Annotated in this window: 20 protein-coding genes and 1 tRNA gene; 4 read left to right on the top strand and 17 right to left on the bottom strand. The window is 30.6% G+C overall.

All coding sequences use genetic code 11. The features are described 5' to 3' along the window. Position 1 precedes the first annotated feature (1 nt). The 9 genes from B5L73_RS02910 to B5L73_RS02870 all read right to left on the bottom strand — a co-directional run bounded on the left by B5L73_RS02910 (position 2) and on the right by B5L73_RS02870 (position 9,673). The gene (locus B5L73_RS02910) at positions 2–784 is read right to left on the bottom strand and encodes an enoyl-CoA hydratase/isomerase family protein (protein WP_085147642.1); all 783 of its coding nucleotides are present in this window, start codon (positions 782–784) and stop codon (positions 2–4) included. Continuing rightward, positions 785–2,068 (bottom strand): TRAP transporter large permease, encoded by a 1,284-nt coding sequence (locus B5L73_RS02905; protein ID WP_085147640.1) that lies wholly within the window; start codon positions 2,066–2,068, stop codon positions 785–787. It abuts the gene before it with no gap. Beyond that, positions 2,068–2,577, bottom strand: coding sequence for a TRAP transporter small permease (locus tag B5L73_RS02900; protein WP_085147637.1), 510 nt, complete (start codon positions 2,575–2,577; stop codon positions 2,068–2,070). Before B5L73_RS02900 ends, B5L73_RS02905 begins: the two co-directional genes overlap by 1 nt. Before the next feature lie 50 nt (positions 2,578–2,627). Next, on the bottom strand, positions 2,628–3,602 hold the full coding sequence (locus tag B5L73_RS02895; RefSeq protein ID WP_085147635.1) for a TRAP transporter substrate-binding protein: 975 nt from the start codon (positions 3,600–3,602) through the stop codon (positions 2,628–2,630). A gap of 123 nt (positions 3,603–3,725) precedes the next feature. Beyond that, a complete protein-coding gene (gene lon / locus B5L73_RS02890) occupies positions 3,726–6,104 on the bottom strand; it encodes an endopeptidase La (RefSeq protein WP_085147633.1) in 2,379 nt (792 codons plus the stop codon). 60 nt (positions 6,105–6,164) lie between these two features. Then, positions 6,165–7,433: an ATP-dependent Clp protease ATP-binding subunit ClpX gene (gene clpX / locus B5L73_RS02885; RefSeq protein WP_085147631.1), complete on the bottom strand. Its 1,269-nt coding sequence runs from the start codon at positions 7,431–7,433 to the stop codon at positions 6,165–6,167. A gap of 87 nt (positions 7,434–7,520) precedes the next feature. Beyond that, a complete protein-coding gene (gene clpP, locus B5L73_RS02880) occupies positions 7,521–8,132 on the bottom strand; it encodes an ATP-dependent Clp endopeptidase proteolytic subunit ClpP (protein ID WP_085147630.1) in 612 nt (203 codons plus the stop codon). A 33-nt stretch (positions 8,133–8,165) separates the two neighbouring features. Beyond that, positions 8,166–9,578, bottom strand: a complete 1,413-nt coding sequence (tig, locus tag B5L73_RS02875; protein WP_085147628.1) for a trigger factor — start codon at positions 9,576–9,578, stop codon at positions 8,166–8,168. Positions 9,579–9,588: 10 nt separating this feature from the next. After that, a tRNA-Leu gene (locus B5L73_RS02870) sits at positions 9,589–9,673 on the bottom strand. Between the two features lie 89 nt (positions 9,674–9,762). Here B5L73_RS02870 and B5L73_RS02865 point away from each other — a divergent pair. The 3 genes from B5L73_RS02865 to B5L73_RS02860 are packed head-to-tail and all read left to right on the top strand — an operon-like array spanning position 9,763 to position 10,589. Further along, positions 9,763–10,014: a DUF1289 domain-containing protein gene (locus B5L73_RS02865; protein WP_085147626.1), complete on the top strand. Its 252-nt coding sequence runs from the start codon at positions 9,763–9,765 to the stop codon at positions 10,012–10,014. Continuing rightward, positions 10,007–10,180 carry a hypothetical protein gene (locus B5L73_RS06480; protein ID WP_198150129.1) on the top strand — a complete coding sequence of 58 codons (174 nt, stop codon included), beginning with the start codon at positions 10,007–10,009 and terminating at the stop codon, positions 10,178–10,180. Before B5L73_RS02865 ends, B5L73_RS06480 begins: the two co-directional genes overlap by 8 nt. Then, positions 10,167–10,589: a hypothetical protein gene (locus B5L73_RS02860; protein WP_232309685.1), complete on the top strand. Its 423-nt coding sequence runs from the start codon at positions 10,167–10,169 to the stop codon at positions 10,587–10,589. The genes B5L73_RS06480 and B5L73_RS02860 overlap by 14 nt, the downstream gene beginning before the upstream one ends. On the opposite strand, the gene B5L73_RS06525 is transcribed toward B5L73_RS02860, so the two are convergent. Both B5L73_RS06525 and B5L73_RS02855 read right to left on the bottom strand, forming a co-directional pair. Next, a complete protein-coding gene (locus B5L73_RS06525; RefSeq protein WP_257788360.1) occupies positions 10,586–10,711 on the bottom strand; it encodes a hypothetical protein in 126 nt (41 codons plus the stop codon). The two genes, B5L73_RS02860 and B5L73_RS06525, sit on opposite strands and share 4 nt — an antisense overlap. Before the next feature lie 4 nt (positions 10,712–10,715). Next, positions 10,716–11,273 (bottom strand): histidine phosphatase family protein, encoded by a 558-nt coding sequence (locus B5L73_RS02855; RefSeq protein ID WP_085147624.1) that lies wholly within the window; start codon positions 11,271–11,273, stop codon positions 10,716–10,718. A 2-nt stretch (positions 11,274–11,275) separates the two neighbouring features. On the opposite strand from B5L73_RS02855, the gene B5L73_RS02850 reads away from it, so the two are divergent. Beyond that, on the top strand, positions 11,276–11,956 hold the full coding sequence (locus B5L73_RS02850) for a uracil-DNA glycosylase (RefSeq protein WP_085147622.1): 681 nt from the start codon (positions 11,276–11,278) through the stop codon (positions 11,954–11,956). Here B5L73_RS02850 and B5L73_RS02845 read toward each other — a convergent pair. From B5L73_RS02845 to B5L73_RS02820, 6 genes are all read right to left on the bottom strand, one after another. Continuing rightward, positions 11,946–12,368, bottom strand: coding sequence for a YbgC/FadM family acyl-CoA thioesterase (locus B5L73_RS02845; protein WP_085147620.1), 423 nt, complete (start codon positions 12,366–12,368; stop codon positions 11,946–11,948). The genes B5L73_RS02850 and B5L73_RS02845 overlap by 11 nt on opposite strands. A gap of 23 nt (positions 12,369–12,391) precedes the next feature. Next, positions 12,392–13,042, bottom strand: coding sequence for a DUF3047 domain-containing protein (locus B5L73_RS02840; RefSeq protein WP_085147618.1), 651 nt, complete (start codon positions 13,040–13,042; stop codon positions 12,392–12,394). Between the two features lie 217 nt (positions 13,043–13,259). Beyond that, positions 13,260–14,012 (bottom strand): SDR family NAD(P)-dependent oxidoreductase, encoded by a 753-nt coding sequence (locus tag B5L73_RS02835; protein WP_085147616.1) that lies wholly within the window; start codon positions 14,010–14,012, stop codon positions 13,260–13,262. A gap of 3 nt (positions 14,013–14,015) precedes the next feature. Further along, positions 14,016–15,473: a cytosine permease gene (locus B5L73_RS02830; RefSeq protein ID WP_085147614.1), complete on the bottom strand. Its 1,458-nt coding sequence runs from the start codon at positions 15,471–15,473 to the stop codon at positions 14,016–14,018. 25 nt (positions 15,474–15,498) lie between these two features. Next, complete coding sequence (locus B5L73_RS02825) at positions 15,499–16,833, bottom strand: TRAP transporter large permease (RefSeq protein WP_085147612.1); 1,335 nt, start codon at positions 16,831–16,833, stop codon at positions 15,499–15,501. Next, a complete protein-coding gene (locus tag B5L73_RS02820; protein WP_085147610.1) occupies positions 16,830–17,450 on the bottom strand; it encodes a TRAP transporter small permease subunit in 621 nt (206 codons plus the stop codon). Before B5L73_RS02820 ends, B5L73_RS02825 begins: the two co-directional genes overlap by 4 nt. Positions 17,451–17,467 lie beyond the last annotated feature (17 nt).

The raw sequence follows: 17,467 nt of genomic DNA, 5'->3' as shown, positions 1-17,467 counted from the left end.
TTTATTTATTTTTAAATTTTGGCTTAGTTTTATTCAGGAATGATTGATATCCAATTTTAAAATCCTCAGTATCATAGCATTTGTAACCAAGATTATTTATTTTTTCTGTTACTTTACCTTTTTTTAAAATGTTTCTTGCAAACTCTTTGTGCCATCTAGCTACTTTAGGAGCACCTTCACATATAAGTTCAGCTGATTTATATGCTTCTTTCTTAACGTCTTCATCATTAACTACCCTATTTACTAATCTTTTTTCTAAAGCCTCTTGAGAATCAAACACTCTTCCCTCAAATAAAATTTCCATAGCTGTTGAATAAGTTGTTGCTTTTAAAAGAACTTCAAGTTCTTTTGCAGCCATGGTTAAACCAAGTCTTTTTATTGGTATACCAAATCTTGAGCTTTTTCCGCAAATTCTTATATCACAACAAGCAGCTATTTCTAAACCACCTCCCACGCAAATTCCCTCAATCATAGCAATTGTAGGTACCGGACAATTAAAAATTGATCCCAAAGTTCCATGTAAAAACTTTCCATATGATTTTGCTAATTTTGATGACGATCTTTCTTTTTTAAATTCTCCAATGTCATTTCCAGGTGAAAAAGATTTTCCACCTTCACCTCTTATGATAACGCATCTAAGATTTTTTTCTTTTGAAATTTTCTTAAAAATTTTCCCAAGTTCTATCCACATTGGTTTAGTCATTGCATTTAATTTTTCTGGTCTATTAATGACAACTTCAGACAAATGACTATTTATCTTATTTAGCTTAACTAAATTGTTCATCTAGCTCCTATAAAAATATTCTACTAGTGTCATTGGTATTGCTGGAACATAAGTTACTAAAAGTAATAAAACTAACAACACGCATATAAATGATATGTTTGATCTTGTTACATCCCAAATATCTGCTTTTGCAACTGAGCAAGCTGTTACTAATACACTTGCTACCGGAGGTGTTTGCTGTCCTATAGCTAAATTTAAAGTTACAATTATTCCAAAATGAACAGGATCAATACCAACTGCATTAACTAATGGCATTACTATTGGTACAGTTAAAATTATTGCTGCAACTGAGTGTAAAAAGAAACCTATAATTAATAAAAATATATTTAATATTCCTAAAACTGCATATTTATTATTAGTAAAGTCAATAATTGATTCAGCAACTTTTTGTGGAATTTGTTCAATTGTTAAAAACTCTCCCAATAAAACGGATGCTGCAACTAATAACATCACAGATGCTGTCTGTATTGCTCCCTCGCAAGCTGACTCATATAGTCTTTTAAAATCGATTTCTTTGTAAATAAAACCTATTACTAAAGATGCTACAACCGCTAAGCCAGCTCCTTCAGTTGCTGTGACTACACCTCCAAAAATTCCTCCAAGAATAATTATTGGTAATAGAAAAGCCAAAGCTGCATCTTTTGCAGTTTTTTTTACATTCGGTATATTAAATGTCTCCTCTACAGGAAAATTTTTCTTTCTTGCTGTTACATAAGCAGCTAACATTAAAAAGAATCCACCAATTACTCCAGGAATAATTCCAGCAACAAATAATTGAACAACTGAACTTTGAGACATAACTGCATAAACAATCATTGGTATTGATGGTGGAATAATGATTGCTAAAGATGCTGAAGATGAAGTCACTGCAGCAGCAAATGCTCCTGGATATCCTTTCTTTTTCATTGCAGGAATTAAAATAGAACCAAGTGCAGCGACATCAGCAACTGCTGATCCAGAGATTTCAGCAAAAAACATTGAGGTTGCGATATTAATCATACTCAACCCACCTTTAATAAACCCAACAAGAGCTGAGGCAAAGGCTATTAATCTTCGTGAAATACCAGCGCTATTCATAATTGATCCAGCTAAAATAAATAGTGGAATTGCAATTAATGGAAACTTCATTGATCCATCAAACATTACGATTGCGGTATCAATTAGAAAACTTGTGCCAGTTTTCATAACCATTGCAATAATAGTTGTTACTGCTAGGCCAATCGCAATGGGTACATTTATAGACAACAAGAGTAACAAGACCATAAACATTGTTAGAATTATCATTAAATATCTCCTGTTTGCTCGTCACCCGTATTTTGTAGAACTAAATTTCTATAATCTTCTGGAATTCTTAAGGTTTCAGATAAAATAAAAAGACATGATGCAATCGGAATAACAGATTGCACAAATGGTTGGGGAACCCATTCCAATGTTACTAATGTTTCACCTGTAATTAAAGTTAAAACTAAATATCCATAATATGCTAGCAATATTAAAAAGCCATAAACAACAAGTTTAGAAACTACAAAGAAAATCTTTCTAAGAGTTAATGGAAAAGCTTTAAATATACTTGGAACACTTATATGTGATCCTTTTAACGCAGCATATGCTGAACCGTAATATGTTATCCATGCAAGCTGGACTGCAGCAACTTCATCATACCAAACTAAAGCGCTTCCTGCAAAACGAAAGGTAACTCCAAGTAAAACTGTTACTGCTAATGCTACCATCATTATAAACAGTATTAGTTTTAGTATTTTTTCGTACGAATTTATAAAATTTTGTAATTTCATATAATACTCAGGCCCTCTGAATGAGGGCCTGATTAGAATAATAAACTATATTATTTTGCTAAAGATGATACTTTTTTAACTAAAGCACCACCAGTAGGAACTTCTGATCCAAACTGATCGTAAATCCCTTTACTAGCTGCAATAAAAGCACCTTTGTCCGCTTCATTAACTTGGACACCAGCATCTTTAATTACTTTTAATAAAGATTTTTCAAGTTTAGCAGCTTCTTTGTAGACAAATTTTTGAGTGTCTTTAGCAGCCTTTTCTAAAATATCTTGAACATCCGCAGGAAGTTTATTCCAGTGATCCTTATGAACAGTTACATAAGCAGGAGTATAAACGTGACCTGTGATTGATAAATATTTTTGAACTTCTTGAAATTTAGCACTAGCTATTTGAGCATATGGGTTTTCTTGTCCATCCATAGTACCTGTTTTCAAAGCAGTGAATACTTCAGAAAAAGACATTGGAGTTGGGTTTGCACCATATGATTGGAACATTTTAACTCTCCATTTTGATTTAGGAGTTCTTAACTTAATTCCTTTTAAATCATTTGGAGTATTAATTGGTCTAGTATTATTTGTTATATGTCTAAAACCATTTTCCCAAACAGCAATAACTTTGTAACCTGTTTTATCTTCAAGATTTTTAAACATTCCTGGTAAAACATTTTTTTCAACTTTAGCCATGTGTTTTCTGTCTTTAATAATAAAAGGCATATCAAAAACACCAAACTCGTCATGGATAGAAGCCATTACTGATGATGGTAACCACATATTAACTGTACCTAATTTTAGTTTTTGCATACCTTGCTTATCTTTTCCAAGTTGCGAAGAACCAAAGACAGTTACTTTACCTTTGCTGCCTAATCTTTTATTAGCAAGTTTAGCAAAATGATCCACTGAAGCAGAAAATAATGAACCCGGTTTTCCTACGTGTCCAAATTTTACTTCAACTGAATTAGCTGCAAAACTTAAGAATAAAGATGATAATAAAACTATAATTATTTTACTTAATTTATTCATATTTATTTCCCTTAGTTGTTATTTTATATAAATAAGTTACCTAAAATATGAATATAGATCTAGTCAATAAATTAGCTTAGTACGAAAAAAAATTCTGGGCCCAAAATTAGATAATATCTGGAATTATTGAATGCTAGCTTGAGATTTGTCGTCTTTTTTAGAAATATCAACCTCAACCCATTCTGTCTTTTTAAGTTCTTTCGTTAAAGCAATTTTTAGAACTTCATCTGCAAACTCAACTGGTGTGATCTTGATCTCATCGATTATCTTTTTAGGCATATCTACAAGGTCTTTCTCATTTTCTTTTGGAATTAAAACTTCTTTTATACCCGCTCTATGAGCTGCTAATAGCTTTTCTTTTAGTCCACCTATCGGTAAAACTTGACCTGTCAAAGTTACCTCACCAGTCATAGCTACATCTCTTTTTACTGGAATGTTGGTAATTGATGAAACTATCGATGTAACCATTCCTATTCCAGCAGACGGTCCGTCTTTTGGAGTCGCTCCCTCAGGAACATGAATATGAAAATCTTTTTTCTCAAATAATGGAGGAATTATTCCATATTCTAAACATTTTGATCTAACAAATGATTTTGCGGCTTTAACTGACTCTTGCATGACATCACCAAGCTTACCAGTAATTTGCATACGGCCTTTACCTGGCATTGTTACTGTCTCTATTTTTAAAATCTCACCACCGTACTCAGTCCAGGCTAATCCTGTTACTATACCCACTCTATTTTCAGACTCTAACTCACCTGATTTAAACTTAGGAACTCCTAAAAAGTCTGGTAGATTTTTTGTATTAATATTGACTTCTTTTTCCTCTCCAGCAACAACTTTTTTAACTACTTTTCTTGCTAACTTAGAAATTTCTCTCTCAAGATTTCTTACTCCAGACTCCTTTGTGTAACTTCTAATTACCTCTTTTATAATATTATCACCCAAATTCATTTCTTTTTCCTTCACCCCATTGTCTTTTATTTGTTTTGGAAGAAGATATTTGTTTGCAATATTTATTTTTTCATCTTCTGTGTAGCCTGCTAATCTAATAACTTCCATTCTATCTAATAATGGAGGTAAAATATTTAATGTATTAGCTGTAGTCACAAACATTACATCAGATAAATCATAATCAACTTCTAGATAGTGATCATTAAAAGTCGTATTTTGTTCTGGGTCTAAAGCCTCTAATAAAGCTGAGGAAGGATCTCCTCTATAATCATTTCCAACTTTATCAATTTCATCCAAAAGTATTAATGGATTTTTAGTTCCAGCTTTTTTCATCATTTGAATAATCTTACCTGGTAAAGAACCAATATAAGTTCTTCTGTGACCTCTAATTTCAGCTTCATCTCTCATTCCACCAACTGACATTCTTACAAATTCTCTATTTGTTGCTTTAGCAATTGACTTTCCTAAAGATGTTTTTCCAACGCCAGGCGGTCCTACTAAGCATAAAATAGGGCCTTTAATTTTATCCATTCTTTTTTGGACTGCTAAAAATTCGATAATTCTCTCTTTAACTTTTTCTAAACCAAAATGATCTTTATCTAAAACTTCAAGTGCTTTTTTTAGATCTATAACAACATCACTTTTTTTATGCCAAGGAAGATCTATCATCCAGTCTAGATAATTTCTTACAACGGTAGCTTCTGCTGACATCGGGCTCATGTTTTTTAATTTTTTTAATTCTTGAAGACATTTTTTTTCAACATCTTTTGGCATTTTAGATTTAAGAATAGCTTTATTTAAACTTGTGTTCTCATCTTTGCCATCTTCAATTTCTCCTAACTCTTTTTGGATAGCTTTCAATTGTTCATTTAAGTAATACTCCCTTTGAGTTTTTTCCATTTGAGTTTTAACTCTTCCTCTAATTCTTTTTTCTACTCCAATAATGCTTGTCTCATTTTCCATTATTTTTATGATTGCATTTAATCTTTTCTTAACATCTATAGTCTCAAAGATTTGTTGTTTCTCTGAAATTGTTGCTGTGATGTGTGAAGCAATGTTATCCGCAATCTGAGATGGGTCTTTTAATTGTTTAATTGTATTAATAGTCTCACTAGAAACTTTTTTATTTATAGAAGTTAACTTTTCCATTCTTCTGATTGCTGTTACAGCTAATGGGTACAAATCTTCATCTCCATCTATCACATCATTATGAGGTGTAAAATCACAAGTAATAAATTTTTCATTATCTTTAAAATCAATAATTTTTACTCTTCGAATACCTTCAACCAAAACCTTAACTGTTCCATCTGGAAGTTTCAAAAGTTGTAAGATGCTACCTTCGCATCCATACATAAAGATATCTGTTTTCTTAGGATCATCGATTTCAGAATTTTTTTGAGTTACTAAAATTATTTTTTTCTCTTTTTTCATCACCTCATTTAGAGCAGAGATTGATTTATCTCTTCCAACAAAAAGTGGAATTACCATGCTAGGAAAAACCACAATATCTCTAAGTGGCAATAACGGTGAAGAAGTTTTTACGTCCATAAAATCAATATGGATATTAAAATTATTTTTGCAATACCTTTTTACAAGTTATTAGGGTTATTAAGCCGCTGTTGTCTTAGTAGTTTTGGATTTGCCATCCTTTTTGGAATGAACAATAATAGGCTGCGACAGTCCTTTAGCTGCTGATGAATCAACAATTACCTCCTCAATATTTTCTTGACTCGGTAAATCATACATTGTTTTAAGAAGTATATTTTCTAAAATAGATCTTAAACCTCTTGCTCCTGTTTTTTTGCTAATTGCCTTAATTGCAATTTCTTTAAGTGCAGATTCTTTAAATATTAATTTTGCACCATCTAGTTTAAATAACTCCTGATATTGTTTTGTTAACGAATTTTTTGGTTCTTGCAGTATTTTAATTAAAGATTTTTCATCTAAATCTTCTAGAGTGGCAATCATAGGTAATCTACCAATAAACTCTGGTATTAATCCATATTTAAGCAAATCCTCGGGCTCTAAGTTCTTCATCCACTCGCCAGTTTTTTTATCTTGTATATTCTTAACATCTGCTCCAAAACCGATAGATGTTCCTTTATCTCTCTGAGAAATAATTTTATCAAGTCCCGCAAATGCTCCACCACAAATAAATAAAATATTTGTAGTATCAACTTGTAAGAATTCTTGTTGGGGGTGTTTTCTACCACCTTGAGGAGGTACACTTGCAATTGTCCCTTCCATTATCTTTAACAAAGCTTGTTGAACACCTTCACCAGAAACATCTCTTGTAATAGATGGATTTTCCGATTTTCTACTAATTTTATCGACCTCATCAATGTACACAATTCCCCTTTGGGCTTTTTCAACATTATAATCTGCTGCTTGTAACAATTTTAAAATAATATTTTCTACATCCTCTCCTACGTAACCTGCTTCAGTTAAAGTTGTTGCATCTGCCATTGTAAATGGAACATCTAAAATTCTAGCCAGCGTTTGTGCTAATAATGTTTTTCCACATCCAGTTGGACCAACCAGAAGTATATTAGATTTTGCAAGCTCTACATTTTTACTTGTCTTATTTTCATAATTTAATCTTTTATAATGATTATGAACAGCTACTGATAAAACTTTTTTTGCATGAGACTGACCAATAACATAGTCATCTAAAACAGTACAAATTTCTTTTGGAGATGGTAATCCATCTTGATGTTTTACAAATGTGTCTTTGTTTTCCTCTTTTATGATGTCCATGCAAAGCTCTACACATTCATCACAGATGAATACAGTTGGGCCTGCAATTAGTTTTCTGACTTCATGTTGACTTTTGCCACAGAAAGAGCAGTAAAGAATATTTTTATTATTTGTATTCATAAAATTTTAAACGAATCAATATCAATACTTTATTATAGATGACTCCCAATAATCAAGTTTTGGATTATATAATCTATATGTGGTGTTCTAAGATCTTTTTTCTACTACAGAGTCTATTAAGCCAAAAGATTTGGCTGTATCCGCAGTCATAAAATTATCTCTTTCTAAAGCAGTTTTAATTTCATCCACAGATTTGCCAGTATGTTTAGAATATATTTCATTCAATCTTTTTTTTAAAGAAAGCACTTCATTAGCATGAATTTCAATATCGGTAGCTTGTCCTTGAAATCCCGCAGATGGTTGATGAACCATAATTCTTGAATTTGGAAGTGAAAATCTTTTCCCTTTTGTTCCTGCAGATAATAAGAAAGATCCCATTGAGGCTGCTTGTCCAATGCATAAAGTTGAAATATCTGGTTTTACATATTGCATGGTGTCGTAAATACCTAAACCTGCAGTAACAAGTCCGCCTGGACTATTAATATATAAAAAAATTTCTTTTTTTGGATCCTCTGCTTCTAAAAATAATAATTGAGCTGTAATTAATGAAGCAACATTGTCATTTATTTGACCAGTTAAAAAAATAATTCTTTCTTTTAATAGCCTCGAATAAATATCATAAGCTCTTTCACCTTTGCTTGATTGCTCAACAACCATTGGAATTAAGCTACTCATGTGTTCTAACAGTTTATTATTCATAAAGTTGATTCGTATTACTTATACAACTTGAGATTACTTTTTGCTAACTTTTTTTGTTTTTTTGGCAGGAGACTTAGTTTTTGGCGAGGTTTTTTTTACCTCTTTTTTTTTAGTCTCAACTTTTTTCTTTGAGGCTTGTTCTGTTCCTTCATCTTGATTTTGAGATTGTTTTAATATTTTTTCGGCTTCTTCTTTTGAAACCTCTTTTTTATTTGACTTAGCTTTCTGTTTCACAAGATTTAAAATTTTTTCTTCATAGACTGTTCCTCTTAAGCTAGCAAGAGCTGATTGATTCTTTTGATAAAAATCCATTACCATTTTTTCTTGACCAGGCATCATTCTTATTTGTTTTTGAACTTCAGCCTGTAATTCTTGTTCTGATACTTTTATCTGATTTTGCTCACCAAATTCATTTAATATTAAACCAACTTTAATTCTTTTTTTTGCTATCTCTTCAAAATTATCTTTACTTTTTTTTTTATCTTCATCAGTCATTCCTTGAGAGAGCACTTTTACTTCTTCATCAACTAAATTTTGAGGAATTTCATCTACTTTAAATTTCTCTAATTCTTTAAGAATTTGGTTTTTAGATAATCTGTCTAGTGAGTTCTTATATTCATCGTTAATTTGTTTTGAAATAAGAGTTTTTAAATCTTTTAAATCTTTAGCCCCTAGATTTTTTGCAAATTGATCATCAATTTTTACTTCCTCTGAAATTTTGACTGATAAAATTTTACAATTAAATTTTGCTTTTTTTTTTACTAACTCTTTTTCAGGAAAATTTTCGGGTAGAGTAGCTTCAACAATTTTTTGATCATCTTTTTTAACGCCTACCAATTGTTTATCAAAACCTTTTAAAAATAAATCTTTACCTAAAGTTAATTGAGTATTTTTTCCTTCCCCTCCTTTAAATGATTTTTCATCAACTGTAGCTGTGTAATCAAAAGATACTAAATCACCTTCTTTTGCTTTTGTTTCAGGTGGAGCATCTTTGAAGTTAGGTGTATTTTTAGCTATCTCTTTAATTCTTTTGTCGGTTTCGCTCTCATCGATTTTAACCGTGTATTCATCAAATTTAATATTTTCTATAGATTTTAATTCAACTTTAGGAAACTCTGTAACAGAAATAATATATTCAAGATCCTTATCCTCACCATAAGTTTTAAGATCCAGCTTTGGTTGTCCTGCAGGTTTTATTTTGTTTTCCTCTAAAGCTTTTGTGGTTGAGTCTTTTAAAACTTTGTCTAATACTTCGCTAAACACTGCTTTACCAAACTGTCTTTTTAAAACTTCTACTGGAACTTTTCCTGGTCTAAAACCTTTTAGATTTACAGTGCCTTTAATTTCCTCATATTTTTCATCCATATAAGAATTCATAGTCTTTTTATCGATGAAAACTTTTATATCTTTATTAAGACCTTTTTTGTTTTCTACTGTAACTTTCATAATATATTAATGGTAGGGCGAAAAGGACTCGAACCTTCACAGATTGCTCTATCGGTTCCTAAGACCGACGCGTCTACCAATTCCGCCATCGCCCCACAAATTCAAGTGGTTTTATATATGATTGAAACTATTTGTCCAACGACAATTATTGTAAATTTAATAATTTTTACTCTATAATATTATTATGATTGTTTCTCCATGTATAAGTATCTGCAAAACCGATCCAAAAACAGGCTATTGTTATGGGTGTGGAAGAAACAATGAAGAAAAAAAAATTTGGAAACTTGAAGATACAACTACCGAATGGAAAAAAGAAAATCTTGAAACTATTAAAAAAAGATTGACTGGTTGGCAACTAGAAAGTTTTAAAGAGTCCTATACTTATAAAATTAAAAATGGTATCTCTCTCTTTAAAAGAAATTTATTAAATGAGTAAAACTTCAATCGCAATTATAGTTTACGTACTTGGTATAATTCTTGGGGCTATATTTCTGGATTTATGGAGTGCTGATACCAATATTATCAAAGGACTACTTGGACTTGGATGGACAGCTTTACTTTTAATTGCTTTATTTTTTACTGAAAAAGATGAGAGAAATTAGATTTTTATTTTCTCTTTTATTAACAATAATACCTTTCCAAAGCCTCAAATCAGAAATGATCATTATGAGCAAATGTGACGATAAACAGGATGAATTTTTAAAGAATGAATACATCTTAAATCTAGACGAATTAATTATGACTCGAAATTATGTATACAAGGAAAAAACATATCAAAAATATCGACTAACTGATTTAAGTATTAAAAAATCAAATTCATATGTACGAAATATTTATGAAGAAGATGGTAAAATACTTACTCATAAACATGGTTATCCTCAATTTTACACTCAAATTCTTTTTGAAAAAGACAAACAAGAAATCTTCATGAAAACCGTTCTTAATGATGAAGAGGGAATATCAAAAATTTCTACTTGTAAAAAAATTGAAAAATTTAAAAAAGAAAGTTAACTTTTTTTATTCTTCTTAGAAGAATTTTTTTTTCTATTTCCAAATCTATTATTAGTAATATTGCTTCTATGTTTAGCGTAAGCTTGTTTTTGTGCTTGTTTCATTGCTCGCTTTGATGACATAACATTAAAAATCTATTTCTATACTACCAATTTTATTAAAATTTTTATCTGCAATAACTATTTCGCCCGATGAAGGAGCATAATCTAAAGCTTCAGATATTACTACATAATGTGTGACAAAAATTAAATTTTTATCACCTTTAAATTTATCAACGTAATTTTTCAAATCTAACATTTGTTTGTCTCTATTTTTCGCAAACTTTGCGCTGAAAAAGGAATTTAAGAAATCCTTTGTTTCAAAATTTGTAAAAGCTAATTTAGCAGTATCTTTGCAGCGACACCATTCACTTGAAAAAACTTTGAAAATAGGAATATCATTTTTTAAAAAAAAATTTCCAATTTCTTTAGCTTGTTCTCTTCCTTCCTCACTCAAATTTCTTTGTGTACCACAATTATTAATATCAAAATTTTCAGGATCTCCACCACCTGGTGCATATGCATGTCTAATAAATATAAGTTTATCACCTTTTTTTAATTCTAAATATAATTCTTGATTTAAATCTGCTTTAATCGACGAAGGTAAAGTTATAAAAATAATAAAAAAAAATTTTATAAGTTTCATAAATGACTATTAAATTAAAAAAAATAAATAATACAATTATTAAATGTAAAAAATGTCCAAGACTTATTGGTTTTATCAAAAAAATTTCAATACAAAAAAGAAAACAAAACAAGAATCAGAAATACTGGGGAAAGCCAGTCCCAGGCTTTGGGGATAACAAAGCAAAATTGATGATCTTAGGTCTTGCGCCTGCTGCTCATGGTGGAACAAGAACGGGAAGAGCATTCACAGGAGATAAATCAGGAAATTTTTTATTTAAGAGTTTATTTTTAACAGGAATTTCAAATCAAGATTTTTCAGAAAAAGCGAATGATAATTTAAAATTGAATAATACTTACATAACTAATATTCTTAAATGTGTTCCTCCAGGAGATAAACCAGAAACTAAAGAATTAAATCGCTGTTCAAATTATTTTGAAAACGAAATTGAAAATTTGAAAAATCTTAAAGTGATCGTTACTTTAGGAAAAGTTGCATTTGATAATTGTTTAAAAATTTATAAAAAAAAGTTTAAGCTTGACAAAAAATTTGAATTTAAACACGGAAATAAATATCTATTACCAGATAATAAAGTTTTGATTGCCTGTTACCACCCAAGTCCAAGAAATGTAAATACAAAATTAGTAACGACTACTATGATTAACCAATTGCTTATTAAAGCAAAGAAAATAGCTAAGTTTTAATAGTGTCACAAAAATAAGGTTTAAATTTTGAGTAAATTTCATCAGGTATTTTTACTGGTTTACCTAAATCATTAATAAAAACTAAATGAACTTGTGCCTCAACTATAATGTCATCACCTTTGGTAATTATTTGATTCATAAAAAAAGATGTTTTAGTAATAGATTTAACAAAAGATCTTATTGTTAGTTGATCCTCGAGATTTGCAGGTTTTTTATATTCAATATTGCAAGCTTTAACTATGATTAATGAACCGAAATCTTTTTTCACTTTTTGGTTACTGTACCCAATTGAATGAAGAGCTTCTGTTCTTGCTCTTTCTAAAAACTTTAAATAATTAGCATAATATACGACACCACCAGCATCTGTATCCTCATAATAAACCTTTAAAGTGTGAAAAAAATTCTCATGCATACGAAATTATAGCAAAAAATAAATTAATTTGCTGAAAAATATATATTTTGAAAATATGCGATAGATTTCATTTTTGAATTATCTGTATCTGACATAATAGCAAGTCCATCAAGCTCATTAACATCAAGATCGTGCAATCTTTTAAAATCCTCTTTTACATTAGCTTTGACTGTTACCCATTCATTTAAGTTATTTTTTGTACTAGCTAAAACATTATCTATCGATTTCTTTGTATATGGGCTTGGGAAATTTGACCCAACCTCATTATTACTTGAGAAAACATAATTAATAGCTCTATTTGATAATGGTGTGGCGCCAGTTTTTTTAATCACAAAAACCCTTGCAGCATAATCGTGCCCTTTTTTTGTGTTTTCTTTAATTCCTGACAGATCCTTCTCAATTTTCCACGTAATATTTATAAATGGGGTCTTATTGAGGTTTATCTTGACCTCTTTTCCTAGGCCAGAGGCAGCATTATCAGCAACCGATTTCAAATAATTCCCATTATCATTTGATCCAACGGTATAAAGTGTTTTATTGTCAGCCCCTCTTACCTTTCTTACTTGAAGACTTGCGAGCTCTGTCTCAGTAAAATCAAAGACTTGTAATTCATCTGCTGAGGACAAGTTAATGGATAAAATGGCGATGATTAAAATATTTAAAAAAATTTTCATAAAAAATTAAAAAAAATTCTTAATACATTATTTAGACAAAATTTAAACATTCAAAACTCAATATTTAGTTCTATATAAATAATATGAAGACAATATCCGCTTTTATACTCATAATTTACTGGTCTATAATGATTTTTGCACCAGTTTTGTCTAAAGATATCAAGTTTAGTAGAGCTAAAATGAATAATATCAAAATAGTTGAGCAAAAACCCGGAAGTTAATAAGTAGAACGACCACCACTAATATCAAAGACAGCTGCTGTTGAAAAAGTATTCTCTTCAGAAGAAAGCCAACAAATTAATGAGGTAAACTCTTCAACTTCTAAAAATCTTCCTCTTGGCACTTTTGATAGCATTCTTTGAACATGTTCTTTGGTCATTTGATCCAAAATTCTAGTTTTTGCTCCTGCTGGAGTCACTGCATTTACAGCAATATTCTTATCTGCAAGCTCTTTACCTAATGATTTAGTTAAACCTATTGCTCCTGCCTTTCCAACACTATAAGCACTGGCATTGGCATTTCCATCTTTTCCAGCTACTGAGGCTACGTTTACGATTCTTCCGTAGTTGTTTTTAATCATATTTGGCACTATCGACCTGCAACAATTAAAAGTTCCCATCAGATTAATTTCTACAACTTTTTTCCACATTTCTATGTCATATTCCCAAAGAGTGGCTGTGGGACCAGTTATGCCTGCATTATTTATTAAAATATCAATATTGGAGTTTTTTACGATTTCTTTCACATTTTTTTCAACTTCTTCATAATTAGATACATCCACCACATTTGAACTTAAATTTGAATTATTTATTTTTTTTATGGCTGACTCTATAGCTTTGGGATCATTATCCCATATTATCACCTTTGCACCAGATTTTAAAAAACGTTTGGCGATATCAAAACCAAATCCCTGAGCACCTCCTGTAACAATTGCAGTTCTGTTTTTAAAATCAAAGGTAATTTTGTCCATAATTTATTCTTTGGCTAATAAATAATAAGTAAGAGCAGCCACAAAGGCACCTATAATCCAAGAAAATGATTGAAGAAACATCAAATTAGTATTCCAAATAGTTGAAGCTGAAAAAATAAAACCCAAAATTACAGAGTAAATTGCTTTTATATGCCATCCTCCACTATAATAATAAATCCCATTACTCTCTAAAGAATAAATATCTTTATTATTTAACTTGCCCTTTTGAATAAAATAAAAATCAGAAATCATTACTCCAAAAAGGGGTCCAAAAAAAGCTCCAAATGTATCAATAAAAGATAATGCACCAACTTGACTTAGAAAAGTTAACCAAAATATTCCGACTATAAAACCTATTATTGTTATTATAAATCCTGCACTTTTTACAGATAAAGAAAAAGGCAAAAAATTGATCAAGGTGTACTGAGATGGAATAAAATTTACTATTAAATTTGTTGAGACAGAGGCAATAATTATAAAAATTAAAGCTAAAATTATCAGTAACAAATTATCTAATTTTCCAAGAATGTCTGTTGGATTTGTAAGTATTCTAGTTAAATTTTCTGAATCTTGTTTTAAAAATGCATCCATGCCTGAAACAATAAACAAAGCGAAAAAAGAAAAGATTATTAAATTTAATATCAGACTTAGATTCCCTTTTTTAAGCTGGCTTTCATTTTTTACATATCTTGAAAAATCACCAAAACTCAAAATTACAACTGAGAAATAAGCAAACACTGTACTGGTCACAGTTATTAACGGACCTAAATTATTCTTATCAATAAAATTTTCTGTATTTAATACATTTAAAAAAGCTTGAGAGGTAAATTTAACATCACTAAGTAAAACTGATAAAAAAAATAATAACATTCCTAAATAAACTGCAATAGCTGAAGTAGTAATAATTTTTTTATTCAAATTCATTCCAGAGCTAAATAAAAAACCCTGAAAAATAATTGCTATAACAATTGCTATCCAGTCAATTAAATTCATACCCAGTAAAAATGTTAGGAAAATTTGTTGATCAAGTATATCAGGCTCAATTGAAAAAATTGCAATTCGAATTAAATAACTAAAAGCTTTTGATAAAAAATATGTTTGAATACCAAATAAAAAAACTCCAACTAAAAATCTTATCAAGCCAAAATATTTAGCTCCTGTAACACCTAAAGATGACCTTAATAGAACAATAAAAGGTAGTCCGTGTTTTTGAGATGGTTTTCCTATCCAATTAGAAAAAAGATAGACTAATATTGATCCCAATACTGTTCCAAAAAATACAACAAAAGTATTGAGATTATAAATTAAATAAAGAGATGTAATTAATGAGAAGCCTATAACACTCTGAATGTTTACACCCCAAAAGCAAAACAAAAGTTTCCAGTCCCAGTTTTTATCATTTGGATTTACCGTAACCAAATCCCAATTAGTAAGATTTTTTTTAAAATTTTGAGGACTCACTTAAACAATATAAAACTTAAAGTTTCTACTGTCCATATAAGAGAGTTGGTAACCAAAGAGCAATTTGAGGAAATATAATAATTAATATTAAACCAATGACTTGTAAGACCATAAATTGCATCATTCCATAATAAATATCTTTAAGATCCCATTCCGGAACAACGCCTTTTAAAAAATATGCAGATAAAGCTACTGGTGGAGAAAGCCAGGCGGTTTGGAGGTTTACTGCAACTAATATTGCAAACCAAGTTAGATTAAATCCTAATGCTTCTACTAAAGGCAAAATAATTGGAACTATTATCATTACTATAGGAACCCATTCTAATGGCCAGCCTAATAAAAAAATCATGACCATTATCATTGCAAGAATTAAGTACTTGTTCATTTCTAATCCTAATAAGAATTCAGTAAGCAAAGTTGGTGTTCCTAGTCTTGCAAAAACCGCACCAAAAAAATTTGATGCAGCAACTAAAACCATGATTAAAGCTGTTATCTCTAAAGTTTTTACTAAAGCTTCTTGTAGCTTAGAAAGGGATAATTTCTTATAAGCTAAAGATAGTAGCAATGCTCCCATTGCACCACATCCTGCTGCTTCCGTTGGAGTTGCAAATCCAAACAATATACTTCCTAAAGCTGCAAAAACTAAAGCTGCAGGAGGAACCAAGCCAAGAAAAAATTCAATCCAAACTTCTTTCATGCTGGCAGCTCTCATATCATCAGGTAATACTGGTCCTAACTTAGGATTAATCATACATCTTATTGTTGTGTAAGCTGCATATAAACTTGCAAGAAGTATTCCAGGCAAAATTGCAGCAGCAAATAAATCTATTACTGGGATTTCCATTATAGGGCCCATAACAACAAGCATAATACTTGGGGGAATCAAAATACCCAGAGTACCACCCGCAGTGATCGTACCTGCTGCTAACTTAACATCATAACCTGATCTATTCATTGACTTTGCAGCCATGATTCCAAGAATAGTTACTGATGCACCTACAATACCTGTGGCTGCTGCAAAAATTACTGAAACAAACAAAACTGCGTAATATAGTGATCCTTTGACCTTTGCTAGCATTAATTGAAAAGCTGAAAATAATCTTTCCATTAATCCAGCTTGTTCCATCATTATTCCCATAAACACAAAGAGCGGTACGGCGGCAAGGGTTTGTTCGGTCATTACCATAGAAAATTGAAGCGTCATTAAATAAAAAACCAATTTTCCAAATCCAAGATATCCAAAAACAAATCCTAGAAATATTAAGGTGAATGAAATTGGAAACCCTACGAAGATTGCAAAAAGCATTACACCGACGAGAATAAAACCTAAAATTGCTGGATCAATTAACTCAGCTATCATTGCTTATTTTCCTCTCCTGGCCATTCACCTTTTTTAGCTGCCCAATAACTTTTTAGTAATTCTGAGAAACCTTGAATAAGTAAAAAAATAATTCCGATTAACAAACAAGTTTTTATCGGCCACATAAAAGGCATCCATGTTGTATCCATTCCTCTTTCACCTCTTCTGATAGACTCTTCTACAAATCCGATCGTCATATAAAGAAAAACCAAAAGACCCGGGAAATAAAATAATAAGTATAACCAAAAATCGATTATACCTTGAGTTTTTGTTTTAAAATTTCTATATAAAAAGTCTGCTCTGATATGTACACCTCGAGAAAGTGCGTAGCCAGCTCCTAGCATAAACAATGCCCCATAAAGGAAACGACTTATATCGTAAGCCCATATTGTTGGTGCTAAGAATAATTTTCTTGCAAGAACTTCGTAAGTCATTGCAAAAATTAGTGGCATCAATATCCAGCAAACAATATTACCAATCCACTTACTAAATTTATCAATGTTAACAATTGATTTAGCCATCCATGATGGCATGTCAGTTGGCATTTTACCAGAACCACCCCGCCTTTCGGCAATCATTTCATCTGAAATATCGAGTTTACCTGGTTCTTCTGCCATAAAATTCTAGTTAAAAA

Origin of the sequence: Candidatus Pelagibacter sp. RS39 (genome assembly GCF_002101315.1) — a bacterium.
GTDB lineage: Bacteria > Pseudomonadota > Alphaproteobacteria > Pelagibacterales > Pelagibacteraceae > Pelagibacter.
The sequence above is the reverse complement of the archived record's forward strand: the minus strand, read 5'-3'. Positions and strand labels throughout refer to the sequence as shown.